General features: G+C 41.7%; 11 protein-coding genes. All 11 read left to right on the top strand.

Annotation, left to right across the window (positions count from 1 at the left end; genetic code table 11):
- Positions 1 to 115: 115 nt before the first annotated feature.
- Positions 116 to 862 (top strand): hypothetical protein, encoded by a 747-nt coding sequence (locus Q7O55_RS01900; RefSeq protein ID WP_303927892.1) that lies wholly within the window; start codon positions 116 to 118, stop codon positions 860 to 862.
- Positions 863 to 881: 19 nt separating this feature from the next.
- Positions 882 to 2,141, top strand: coding sequence for an Nramp family divalent metal transporter (locus Q7O55_RS01905; RefSeq protein WP_303927893.1), 1,260 nt, complete (start codon positions 882 to 884; stop codon positions 2,139 to 2,141).
- Between the two features lie 305 nt (positions 2,142 to 2,446).
- Positions 2,447 to 3,049, top strand: a complete 603-nt coding sequence (locus tag Q7O55_RS01910) for a hypothetical protein (protein WP_303927894.1) — start codon at positions 2,447 to 2,449, stop codon at positions 3,047 to 3,049.
- Positions 3,027 to 3,773, top strand: coding sequence for a YaaA family protein (locus tag Q7O55_RS01915; protein WP_303927895.1), 747 nt, complete (start codon positions 3,027 to 3,029; stop codon positions 3,771 to 3,773). The genes Q7O55_RS01910 and Q7O55_RS01915 overlap by 23 nt, the downstream gene beginning before the upstream one ends.
- Complete coding sequence (gene hydE, locus Q7O55_RS01920) at positions 3,760 to 4,896, top strand: [FeFe] hydrogenase H-cluster radical SAM maturase HydE (protein ID WP_303927896.1); 1,137 nt, start codon at positions 3,760 to 3,762, stop codon at positions 4,894 to 4,896. Before Q7O55_RS01915 ends, hydE begins: the two co-directional genes overlap by 14 nt.
- 520 nt (positions 4,897 to 5,416) lie before the next feature.
- Positions 5,417 to 7,483, top strand: a complete 2,067-nt coding sequence (fusA, locus tag Q7O55_RS01925) for an elongation factor G (protein WP_021147620.1) — start codon at positions 5,417 to 5,419, stop codon at positions 7,481 to 7,483.
- 282 nt (positions 7,484 to 7,765) lie between these two features.
- Positions 7,766 to 8,242 (top strand): YhcH/YjgK/YiaL family protein, encoded by a 477-nt coding sequence (locus tag Q7O55_RS01930; RefSeq protein ID WP_303927897.1) that lies wholly within the window; start codon positions 7,766 to 7,768, stop codon positions 8,240 to 8,242.
- 1 nt (position 8,243) lies between these two features.
- Positions 8,244 to 9,188 carry a DMT family transporter gene (locus Q7O55_RS01935; protein WP_303927898.1) on the top strand — a complete coding sequence of 315 codons (945 nt, stop codon included), beginning with the start codon at positions 8,244 to 8,246 and terminating at the stop codon, positions 9,186 to 9,188.
- Between the two features lie 224 nt (positions 9,189 to 9,412).
- Entirely contained in the window at positions 9,413 to 10,708 is a 1,296-nt protein-coding gene (locus Q7O55_RS01940) for an amidohydrolase (protein ID WP_303927899.1), read from the top strand.
- A 62-nt stretch (positions 10,709 to 10,770) separates the two neighbouring features.
- A complete protein-coding gene (locus Q7O55_RS01945) occupies positions 10,771 to 12,015 on the top strand; it encodes a M20 family metallo-hydrolase (protein ID WP_303927900.1) in 1,245 nt (414 codons plus the stop codon).
- A gap of 208 nt (positions 12,016 to 12,223) precedes the next feature.
- Complete coding sequence (gene dcuC / locus Q7O55_RS01950) at positions 12,224 to 13,477, top strand: C4-dicarboxylate transporter DcuC (RefSeq protein ID WP_303927901.1); 1,254 nt, start codon at positions 12,224 to 12,226, stop codon at positions 13,475 to 13,477.
- Positions 13,478 to 13,490: the final 13 nt, after the last annotated feature.

Consider the following 13,490-nt stretch of genomic DNA (forward strand, 5'->3'; position numbering starts at 1 on the left):
GAGTCCAAGGCCTTATTAGTATTGAATGACACAGGTGTGTAAGGGTATAGAGTTGACGTATGTCTAGGGGTTTCATATAATAGATTGTATAAAATGTAATTTTAAGGAGACTCTTATGAATACAAAACATACACGTCAAATGAATCGTATCCGTCGAGCGTTAGGCATTGGTGCATTGTGCCTCGTTGCGTCTATAGGTTTTAGTCATGCTGAAAGTATTGCCATTCCAAGTGCACGTCCTATGGTGGATGGAGTGAGTGCTGATGTAGAGACTGTTAGTAGTTCTAGCAAAGCACAACATCATGTGCGCTCAGATGTTATTACGCCTAATGATTGGACGTATACGGCATTAAAAACATTGATTAAACACGGAGCTATTACAGATACATATGGTTTTACTTTTGATGGCGCTAGCTATACGAAGGATGAACTCATGCCACTTATTGATGCGGTTGTAGAAAAACGTGAGCAAATGAACGAAAATGATCGGGAATATGCATTGCGTATTTACCAAGAAAATATGCGTGATGTAATGGATTACCGTATTGCTCGCGATAAGAAAACTACTGAAGAGCGCCGTCAAAAATTAGACGAAAAACGAGCTGAAAAGGCTAAGAAATCTGGTAAGACTCAAGTATCTAAGGAACAACAAGAGGTACTTGATAAGGCGGGTGATGAAGTAGCGAAACCGGAAGAACGTGCTTTAACAGATGAACAAATCAAAGAAAAAATGAAGAAATTCAAAATTGATGATTCTCGCGTTAAGGTAAATAATGAAGTGCGTATTCGTTACACTGATTCCAAGGATAAAAAGTCCAAAACAGATGCTCGTATGCAGACGGAGATGACGTTCACTCTATAACTCTTAGTAAGGGGTTATAATGATTAATTTTTTAAAGAAACAGTTGTTTACTGCCCATCAAAACGGTAAGCAGCAGGTAAGTGAGGTCTTTAAATATATAGGACCTGGTATAATCGTAACCGTTGGATTTATCGACCCGGGAAACTGGGCCGCCAACTTGGCAGCTGGCGCCAGTTACGGTTATGAATTGCTGTGGGTAGTCACACTATCTACGATTATGCTCATTTTATTACAGCATAATGTGGCACATTTAGGCATTGTACGCGGTCAATGCTTGTCGGAATGTGCCTATGAATTCTTACCGCGTTATGCATCTCACTTTGTGCTTAGCACGGCAGGAATTGCGGCGGCAGCGACAGCCTTGGCTGAGTTTATTGGCGCCGCTATCGCCTTGAAGATGCTCTTTGGTATTCCTATCTTGATAGGCAGCATTTTGACGGCTCTTATCTGTACGGTCATGCTCATTACGAACTCCTATCGTAAATTAGAGCGAATCATTGCTGGCTTTGTATCCCTCATCGCATTGGCGTACCTCGTTGAGGTAAATATGGTCAACGTAGATTGGGCAGCGGCTGGTATCGGTTGGGTGGATCCTAATATTCCTAATGAATCGATGCTCGTTATTTTGAGTATATTAGGGGCTGTAATTATGCCTCATAACTTGTTTTTACACTCTGAAATCATCCAAAGTCGCCAGTTTAATACACAAGACCCAGCGATTATGAAACGGCAGTTGCGCTATGAATTCCTCGATACTTTGTTATCTATGGGGATTGGGTGGATGATTAACTCTGCCATGATTATATTGGCGGCGGCTGTCTTCTTTGCTCATGGTATTGAAGTAACAGAGCTTGAACAGGCTGAGGAGTTGTTGCGACCACTCATTGGACCCGCAGCGGGTATTATTTTTGCAATAGCATTGTTATTTGCAGGTTTTGCCTCATCTGCTACGGCAGGTATGGCGGGGGCAAGTATCTTTGCAGGAATGTTTGGCGAGTCTTACGATATGAAAGACTTCCATACGCGATTAGGCTTGGCACTAACATATGTTCCAGCATTATTGTTGATCGTGTTTATTACAGATTCCTTCCAAGCATTATTGTTCTCTCAAATGTTCTTGAGCTTGCAATTACCAATCACCATCTTCTTACAACTTTACATGACGAGTAGCCGCAAGGTCATGGGAGAATACGCAAACCGTAAATTTACAAATATTCTCTTATGGAGCATAGGTATCATCGTTACGATCATGAATATCTACTTATTGATTGTAGGCTAATAGAATATTCTTTGTTAGTTACCAAAAGGGTTATTATAAAATCATAATTAGAATACAGCATTAGAGTACAATATTAGAGTACAATATTAGAGTATAATATTAGAATACAAAATTAAAATGCAAAGGACCGCTATGGCGGTCCTTTTGTCATGTTGCTAACGTATCTATTATGTGAAAAGCGTATCTTTGAATACCCAAGAGGGGTATAAAATATGGTACAATTAAAGATAGTATAATTAAGATTAATATAATATCTGTTGAGGATATTCCTTAGCAGTGTGATATATGAAAACTAGGAGGCCCTAATGGCAAAGGAAATCAAAGTGCAAGAGACAATACAATCTGATTTTAGTGTTGTGGTTAACGACATTGCTGAAGAGTTATTGACGCGCCTCAATATGGATGAGGATGGTTCTGTTATCGATATGTTCCAAACAGGCTCTTTTGATCCTTGGCAGTTATTCGTATTTTTTGGCACTTTAGAAAAAGCTCTTATTGAGTTCAGAACAGATAAACGGAAGAAAACGGTTATCGTTCATGCACAACCTGAGGCTCTTATCGGCATAGGTCGCGTAGTGACACCTGTATCTACTATGCTTGAGCATGTATTGATGTCTCGTTTGAACGACATGAGCGAAGGCCGCTTGGAAACAGGCATGCTTACAGTATCTGCTGAAAGTATCGATTATGAAGGTGTAAACCTTAAAGGGCGTCACGTGGTTATCGTATGCGACCTTGTAGATGAAGATTCTAATTATCTCAAAGAATGTATTAAATTATGTAAAGAATTGAAAGCAAGCCACGTAGTGGCGGTGCCTCTCATGTTGTGGAACCCAGAATTGATCGATAATTTGACAGAGGAATCTATTAAGGCGGAATTATCTCATGAAAATCGTCCTCTCTCCTAGTAAGACAAAAACGATTGCCGATGTTGCTAGAAATGATGAGGCAGTACATCATGCAGTCCGAGACAGCCAATTTCAGCCGAACATCACGAAAAAGATCATAACTCATGTACAATCTCTTGATGTAGGAGCTCTTGGAAAGGTGCTAAAGCTAAAGGCTGATAAGGCACAGGCTGTCTTTGATTTTTACCAGGACTTTGAGTCCCATCCCGTAGGTCGTGCCTGTGAAAGCTACGATGGTATTGCTTTCAAATATTTGGACTGGTCGAACTTATCTGATAAAGCCAAGACCTTTGGTGAAAGCCACCTCGTTGTGATGTCCGCGTTGTACGGTGTCGTTGAACCTAATATGGGTGTGCGCGACTATCGACTCGATATGGTTGATAAGGTAGGCGTTAATTTATACGATACATGGCGTGAAGCAGTGGATACATACTTTCACAAGGAAGATTGGATCCTAAACCTAGCATCTAAAGAATATGCAAAAATGGTGAACCATCCGAAGGTGGTAACCGTTGAATTTTGGGAATTACGGGGCGATACGTTTAAGCAGATGAGTACGTCCTCCAAAATGAGTCGAGGTGTGATGGCTCACGAATGTTTAACCCGACAAGTGAAACATGTGCGGGACTTGCCGCGCGAAATCAATGGATTTACCTGTGTCACTGACATTAAATCCATTACCATACCAAGCGAATCGATGACGATTCGTTATGAAAGGAAGTGATTGTTTGCAAGTGCAAGACATTCTTGCAAAAGACCTTGTCGGCGATGAATGGCTGACCGAGGAGGAACTAAGATTTCTCATGTCTGTAAGTGATGAAGAACAGTTGCAGTTAATATATAAAAAGGCCTACGAAGTAAAGGCAAGATACGTAAAGCCTGTAGCGTATTATCGTGGCCTCATCGAGTTCTCGAACCGATGCATTAAGAATTGTAATTACTGCGGTATCCGCCGAGAAAACGATAAGGCGGAACGCTTTGATATGAATCGCGAAGACATCATCAAGATGGCGCAGTGGGCATACGACCATGAATATGGTTCCATTACACTCCAATCTGGTGAACGCTGTGATGATGCCTTTGTAGACTATGTTGTGGATTTAATTCGCGACATTAAAGCCATCGGTGATGGTTCTCTTGGCATAACGATGTGTGTAGGGGAACAAAGCGAAGAGGCGTACCGCCGCATGCGTGAAGCCGGTGCGAGTCGTTACTTATTACGCATTGAAACAACTAATATAGATTTATACCATAAAATTCATCCTCGTGATGAATTGCACTCCTTTGAGACGCGCGTAGAATGCTTACGTCGTTTACGCCGCGTCGGCTTCCAAGTTGGTACAGGCGTTATGATTGGCCTACCTGGTCAAACCGAGGAAGATCTTGTGAACGATATCTTGTTCTATCGCGATATGGATATTGATATGATCGGCATGGGTCCTTATGTAGTGCATCATGATACGCCTCTAGGTCAAGAAGCCTTGGCTATGGGTATCGATGATGAAGCAGGTAAATTGCGCCGTGTTCAACTGGGACTCAAGATGATTGCATTGACTCGTTTATTCTTAAAAGACGTAAACATTGCAGCTACGACGGCGTTACAAGCACTAGATAAACTAGGCCGCGAAAAAGGTTTAGCCGCAGGGGCGAATATCCTTATGCCTATCATCACCATTCCTGAACACCGTGCAAAATATTTGCTATACGATAACAAGCCATGCGTAGACGACAATGCAGAACAATGTAAAGACTGCTTGACACGCCGCGTAATGTCTATCGGTGATACAGTGGGTTGGAAACAAAATGGGGACTCTAAACACTACGGCAAACGGACGGGAGAATTTTAGTATTCTATGTTCGAACTAAATTATTTAGTTGACTATATCTTTGTACTTAGTATTGCCTATATATAGATGGGGCCCCGTTACATAACGACAACTTAATTAAAAAAGACGGTCTATACTTGCTTGCTCCCCGTTCCTGATGTCGCTGCACAAGTACAGACCGTCTTTTTTATAACTTTGTGAGGGCACTAGTCCCATCTATATATAGGTTTACGAATAAAGCTTTATTAATAGATCTTTAACTCCATTATAAACATAGAAATACTAAAATTCTTTAGGAATAGGAGGACAGTCGTCGAAACTATAGATGACTAGTATTGCAATATTAGTTATACTCTGTACGGATACGGTACTCTTCTAAGTCCTTATTGGTAAATTTGAGTCTTTATTCGTCGAATAATAGATTGAAGAATTATATAATCCTCTTTTTGGAGAAATTTTTCTCAGAAAAAGAGGATTTTTCTATTGTAGTGTCGAAGTGTATTAGCAAAAGCCGTAATTTGCCAGTAAGGAGGCGATTCCAATGAAAGAGTACAGTAGTGATAAAATTAGAAACGTTGCTGTTGTTTCCCACGATGGTGCGGGTAAAACAGCTCTTGTTGAATCCTTGTTGTTAACTTCTGGTGCGGTTGATTTCGTAGGTAAAGGTCAAGATAATAAACATATTATGGACTTTGAACCGGAAGAAATTAAACGTAATGTAACTATTCAATTGGGCATGGCGCCATGTGAGTGGCATGACCATAAGGTTAACTTCATAGACACTCCAGGCTATAATGAATTTCATGGCGAAGTTCGTGCCGCTTTGCGTGCCTGTGATGGCATGTTGATGGTGCTATCCTCCACATCTGGTGTAGAAACTGACACAGTTCGCGCATGGGATTATGCAGTTGAATTACAAATGCCTCGCATGGCATTTATCAATAAAATGGATGTCGATGGTGCTGATTTCTTCGGTACTATTGAAAGAATGCGGGAATTATTTGGCAAAGGCATCATGCCGTTGCAGATTCCTATCGGTGAAGGCGCCGATTTTGAAGGCGTTGTAGACGTAGCAAAAATGACTGCGTTTACTTATAAGGACGGCCAACCAACAGAGGTCGCTGTACCAGCTCACCTTATCGAAAAGGCTCAAGAAATTCGGGAAATGACCGTAGAAGCCGCGGCTGAAGGTAGCGATGAGTTGTTGGAAAAATATTTAGAAGGCGAAGAATTATCCTTAGAGGAAATCCGCCAAGGCTTGCGTGAAGGGATGATTAGTGGCCGTGTGTGCCCAATCATGTGTGGCAGTGCCACATCTCGTATTGGCTTAGATCAAGTATTGGATCGTATGATCCGTTACATGCCGGATGCAACTAAAAAAGTGATGACCGCAACTGATGCGGAAACCGGCGAACAATGTGTTGTACATGTAGATAAACCATTAACTGCATTCGTATTTAAAACATTGTTAGACCCATTCGCAGGCAAACAAAGCTTTGTACGTATCTTCTCTGGTGAACTGAAAGAAGGGGATCGCCTCTTTGATGTGAACCAAGGTGTAGAAGAAAAATGGGGCAAGATGGTTACCCTTATCGGGAAGCAACAAATCCCTGTATCCGCTGCTAAAGCTGGCGATATCGTAGTGATACCGAAATTGGCCAATGCTAAGACCGGCGATACATTAACGGCTCCTGACTTTAAAGTGACATACGATGCTATTCGTTTCCCTCAACCTTTATATACAGTGGCTATGGAGCCAGTAAAAAAAGGTGAGGAGGAAAAATTAGCTAGTGCTGTTCTTAAAGTGGCGGAAGAAGATCCTACTTGCGTAGTAGTGAAAAATGCTGAAGCTCGCCAATTACAAATTGATTGTATGGGCGAGGTACATCTCGAGCATATCCTCAACAAAATGGACCGTAAATACGGCGTACAAGCTAAACTTGTGACTCCATATATTCCGTACCGCGAAACTATCAAAGGCTCTGCTGAAACCGAGTCTAAATATAAGAAACAAAGTGGCGGTCATGGTCAATATGGTCACGTTAAGATTCAAGTGGATCCATTATATGATGGTAGCGAATTTGCATTCGTAGACAAAATTTTTGGTGGTGCTGTACCTAAACAATACATACCAGCAGTGGAAAAGGGTGCCAAAGAAACCCTAGATAAAGGCCTAATTGCAGGATATCCTATGATTGGCGTGCAAGTGACCCTCTTGGATGGATCTTACCACAGCGTAGATTCCTCAGAGTTAGCATTTAAAGTAGCTACGTCACAGGCTATCAAGGATGTGATTCCTAAGGCGAAACCAGTCCTATTAGAACCAATCTATGAAGTCAACGTGTTTGCACCAGATGCTTTCATGGGCGATATCATGGGTGATTTGAATAGCCGTCGAGGTCGTGTATTAGGCATGGAACAAAGTGAAAGAACAGGTATTTCCGTTGTTAAAGCACAAGTACCATTGGCTGAAATGTCCGATTATGTGACTGCATTGCGCTCCATTACACAAGGACAAGGCGTATTTAACCGTCAGTTCTATACCTATGAAGAGGTTCCACATAAGCAAGCGGAAGAAATTATCGCTGCTCATAAAACCCAAGAATAAGGTAATGGCCACATGCTGTATCTAATACAGTTTGAATCACTACAACTGAATAGACAATTGCATAATGTAACAATTTAATACTGTAACAATTTCATAGCGTAATAATTGACGAAAGTCATAAATTTGAATAGTATTTTACTGAGGCCCTCCATATATGTAGCGTATGGAGGGCTTTTACATAAGAGAATAGCTAGTTCTTTATGTATATATGTGCTAACATAAAAGGTAATATAATTGGTTTATTGTGGTGCCATATCCATAGATATTGTGAAAGGATTGTGTATGTTTTTCTCTAGTATTACCGCAGATTATACAAAAATGGGCTATCCTAAAGCCATTGTGCGGGCTTTGGATTTCTTGAAAAATACAGATTTGAAAGCGTTGCCTGGGGGGCGTCATGCCATTGAGGGCGACATGATGTATGCTAACGTAGACGATGTAGAAACAAAACTATTTGAAGCTACAAAACCGGAGTCGCATCGTAATTATGTAGATATTCAATTTATGGTGAACGGCGAGGAAAACATGGGCTTTTTCGTAGATAAAGGTTTCGTTAAACCTGTGGAGTCCTATCCGGATCGAGATTGCTATTTCTATCCTAATGAAGCTGTTGATGAAGGGCAAATCCATTGCCCAGAAGGGTACTACACGGTATTCTTCCCCTCTGATGTTCATCGGCCTTTGCTTGCTGTAAACGATAAACCTATTAAAATCCGTAAGGTGGTTGTGAAAGTTCACGTATCTTTGCTTGGTGACTAGCATGAAACAATATGAAGTTATTGGTGTTATTATAACCCTATTAGGGGCTGTTTTATGGGGTGTATCAGGTGCATCCGTACAGTTCTTAAGCAATTTCAGAAATATGAATTTGGAATGGCTAGTAACTATGCGATTGATTACAGCAGGTTTACTAACTGTTATTTATGCATGGTTTAGATTTGGAAATTCCGTCTTTAATGTATTTCATAGTGTAAAGGATACGCTAGGACTCATTGTTTTTGGCGTATTTGGCATGGCCTTATGTCAATATACATACTTCAGATCCATTGCTTTAGCGGGAGCTGGCATTGCAACGGTATTACAATATCTGGCGCCATCTATGATTATTATTTATCTGCTGGTTCGTTATGGTAAACGACCATCCAAGGGCGAGATGGTTTCTGTTATACTTGCTTTAGTGGGGACCATTTGTTTGATGGGCAATGATGATGGCCTTTTTATTGAAAGCTTCCCTCTAATGGTTCTCGTATGGGGCCTTTTATCTGCTATCGGTGTAGCTGTATATAGTATTTCTCCTGTTGATTTACTCTACAAATATGGTACCTTACCTATTGTAGGATTCGGGATGCTCATTAGCGGTATTGTAGCCGCTATATTATTTCATCAACCGAACTCATATGCAGTGTGGGACGTATGGACTGTTATTGGTTGTTTTAATGTCATATTTCTCGGGACGATAGTATCTTTCAATGCCTATTTAGAAGGGGTTAAACGAATTGGGGCCGTACCAGGATCTATTTTGTCATCTATAGAGCCTATTTCGGCGGCTTTCTTTGGGTGGGCTTTTTTAGGAAATGAATTTAGTCTATTAGGACTAATTGGTATGGCTATGATTATTGCTACCGTTGTTATCATCGCTTGGGATAGACAACGAACTATTAAACGAGAAGTACTGGCAAAACTGAATAAAACAATATTAGAATAAATCGATAAGAACACATCAATATAAATATATCAATAAAATATGTCGACAGGAAAACATCAAGAAGAACACATATATCACAGAAGTCGTTTCGTGGTATATGTGTTTTTTGTTGTAACATACAGTATATTTTAGATACTGTATACATGCGCCATTTAGTTGACTATTTACATATCAATTCATATAGTAAATGTATACGTGATTATTAGTTTGTTAAGGAGGTATTTATGTCTGTAAAAGATTTTGTGCAACAACGACGCGATGCGTTAATCGCTATGCGTCGCGACTTTCATATGTACCCTGAGCCTGCTTGGCTTGAGTATCGATCTGCTGCGAAGGTGGCGGATACGCTTATTTCTTTGGGCTATGATGTGGCGTTAGGGGCGGATGTACTCGATTTAGATTCTCGCATGGGATTGCCTAGTGATGAGGTTATGAAAGCTGCTATGGATCGCGCCATCGAAGAAGGTGCTAATCCTGAACTTGTAGAAAAGATGGGCCACGGTAAAACGGCCATTGTCGCAACTATGAAGTTCGGTGGCGAAGGTCCCGTAGTAGCATTTCGTGTAGACATGGACTCCAATGATGTCATTGAAGCTAAAGAGGATAACCATGTACCCGCAAAGGGAGGCTTCCGTTCTTGTCATGATAAGGCGATGCACGCCTGTGGTCACGATGCACATATGACGATGGGGCTAGGCTTAGCTGAATATTTGGCTGCGCACAAGGAAGAATTCAAAGGTACTATTAAACTCATTTTCCAACCAGCAGAGGAAGGCGTGCGCGGTGCTAAAGCAATGGCGGAAGCCGGCGTTGTGGATGATGTAGATTTGATGTTTGGCATGCATATTGGGTTTAACGAAAATCTATCCAATTGCTTTGCATGTAGCGATCATGGCTTCTTAGCCACTACAAAACTTGATGCGGTATTCCACGGTTATTCTGCTCATGCTGGTGGCTCCCCTGAAAAGGCACAAAATGCAATGCTCGCCGACTGTACAGCAGTTCTTAACTTACAAGCCATCGCTCGTCATAGTCAAGGCGCTTCTCGCATGAATGTAGGTGTTTTTGAAAGCGGTACAGGCCGCAATGTGACTCCTGATGTGGCGGTTCTTAAACTAGAAACTCGTGGTGCTACGACAGAAATCAATGACTACATGATTGAACGGTCTAAGACTATTATTAAAGGTGCCGCAGAAATGCATGATTGTACCTTTGAAATCACAAAACAAGGTGAAACTCCTGCAGGTCGCATCAGCGACGATTTAGCTCGTGAAGTACAATCTATTGTGGAACCACTTGGGATCTTTAAAGAGGTTCCCTTCGATTACAGCGGTGGCGGTAGTGAAGACTGTGCGTACTTCTTGAACCGTGTCATCGAGCGAGGCGGTAGAGCGACCTATATGGTTGTGGGTTCTGCTATTAAAGCGCCACATCACAATCCGCTCTTTGATATCGATGAAGAAGATATGCTAAATGGTATCGTTGCATTAGGTACTATTGCAGCTCACTATTTAAAATAAGCTTTATGTACTAGCATCATATGGTTTGTCAGTCATTGATGTAATAGATTGTGAGGTGTTACATGATTCAACGAGAGCGATTGGTTAAAGATTTTGAGGCTATGGCCCAATTGACGGCTCCTGGTGAGGGCATTAATCGCCTTGCTTTCACCGATGCAGATTGGGCAGGACGGCAATATATTATAGACCGCATGACTGATGCGGGTTTATCCGTTGAAATAGATGATTTTGGTAATGTCATTGGCTATAAGATTGGTAAGAAACCAGATTTACCAGTTGTTATGGTGGGGTCTCATACAGATAGCGTGCCCAATGGAGGCAATTACGATGGTGTGGTGGGTGTGTTATCTGCTATTGAAGTTATTCGTGGTATGACCGACGATGGCTATGAACATGATCATACTATAGCTGTGGTGTCCTTTATGTGCGAAGAATCTGGTCGCTTTGGGAATGCTACTCTAGGTAGTAAGGCCATGCGCGGTGAATTGACATTACAAGATTTACACCGATTGGTGGATAAACAAGGAATTTCCTTGTACGAAGCCTTGAAAGGTCGTAATTTAAACCCCGATGGGATTGAAACAATGGCATATAAACGACCTGTAAAGTCTTTCACAGAAATTCATATCGAGCAGGGCAAGGTGCTGGAGCACGAACAGAAAACGATTGGCATTGTAACTGGTATTGCAGCGCCAGAGCGATTCTATGTGACCATTCGGGGCAATGCCGATCATAGTGGAGCTACGCCGATGAACTTGCGTCATGATGCTCTATGTGGGGCCTCAAAAATCATCCTCGGCATCGAGGAGATTGCATCTATGCAAGAGGAACCACCCGTGGTGGGAACTGTTGGCGTTGTGGAGGTTACACCAGGGGCGATGAATGTCATTCCTGGTGCTGTAAAGCTAGGGGTAGACATTCGTAGCATATCTAAGGCAGCTCGTAATTCTGTAGTTACTCTTGTTAAAGAATTTATTGACATTACTGCCGAGAAACGTGGATTATCGTATACAATTGAAACAATTGCACAGGACTATCCAGTGGAGATGCACCCGGCGATGATTCGAGAAATCGAAGAGGCTGTTAAGTCTGTTGGTGTAGAGTACATGACAATGCCTAGCGGTGCCGGTCATGATGCGATGCATTGGGCGGAGGTAGTTCCGACGGGAATGATCTTTATTCCATGCCGTGACGGCATCAGTCATAATCCTGCAGAATTTGCTGAAATGGATGATATTGTAACGGGTGCAGAGGTACTTGATAAGGTGCTTAGAAAACTTAGCTTGGAAGAAACGAAGCTTGTTTAATATACTTTTTTCTATATAGATAAGTAGTTATATAGATATATGATTATACTGTATATATTTAAGTGATTATTTTATTATAGTTAGGCCTCTTAGGTGTAAGACATAGATAGGACTATTGTATTTAGTATTGTTAGTTGTGTATTGGATGTAAAGTGTTTATAGAGGGGATATAGCTATCTTGCATCCTATGTACACGGATAGGAGAGTTATGGTTATTACAGGTATTGTTATCGTAGTAGCGACGTTTATCGCTATTATTAAACAGTTTGAAACAAGGCTCGTTTTATTATTATCGGGATTATTGATGTGCTTTATTGGGGGAAACCTTGGAGCTGGTACGACGGCCTTTGTGAAAGAACTTACAAATCCAGGCCTTGTGCCTACAATCTGTACGGTGTTAGGTTTTAGCTATGTTATGGAATATACAAAATGTACGGAGCATATGGTGTATTTCATTTCTGCAGGGCTTAAAAAGATGACTAAAATCATCATCCCAGGTGCCGTTATTATTACATTCTTAATCAACATTGCACTACCTACAGCGGCAGGCTGTGCGGCGGCCGTAGGTGCGCTATTGATTCCGGCCCTCATTCGTTCTGGAGTACATCCAGCAATGGCTGGTTCTGCTATTTTCTTAGGCACATGGGGGAGCTCCTTGAGCCCAGGCCTTATGTTTAACCCTCAAGTGGCACAACTGGCGGGAGTAGACGTAATGACAGTTATTGCTAGCTTCTCCATGCAAGCCATTATTGGTATCGTAGTGGCTGCTATTTTGCTCAATATTGTGGCCATTGTTAAGAAGGAACATACAGGATATGTAATGAAAAACAACACCGTAGAGGCAGGCAAAGAGTTCAAAGTAAATTATTTCTATGCAATTATTCCAATTATTCCTCTTGTATTACTTGTATTAGGTAGTAAACAAGTAGCGGTGATCCCAGAAATCTCCGTTCCTGTATCCATGCTTATCGGTACTGCTATTGGTATCATTGCCGTGCGTCCTAATGTGGCAGAAGCTGTTAAGAAGTTCTTCCGCGGTACTGGGGATGGTATGTGTGATGTAGTGGGCCTTATGGCTGCAGCAGCATGCTTTACAGTAGGGATGCAGCTCATTGGACTTACAAGTGCCCTTATTGATGGAATGAAGAACTCTCAACAAATCGCCCAAATCGGGGCAGCCTTTGGTCCGTTCTTATTGGCGGTTATCTCTGGTTCTGGTAATGCGGCAGCCCTTGCCTTTAACGGTGCTGTCACACCTCATGCTGCAGACTTTGGTTATGGTATTATGCAACTTGGATCCATGGCTCAAATCGGTGCTGGTATCGGTCGTAGTATGAGTCCTGTTGCGGGGGCAGGTATCATCATTGCAGGACTTGCAGGTATTAACCCTATGGAAATGGCTAAACGCAATGCCGTGCCTTGTATTATTGCGACTGTAGTCATTATGCTATTGTTACTCTAGTTCTATATAAATT

The sequence above is a fragment of the Veillonella parvula genome, assembly GCF_945949885.1.
Taxonomy (GTDB): Bacteria; Bacillota; Negativicutes; order Veillonellales; family Veillonellaceae; genus Veillonella; species Veillonella parvula_B.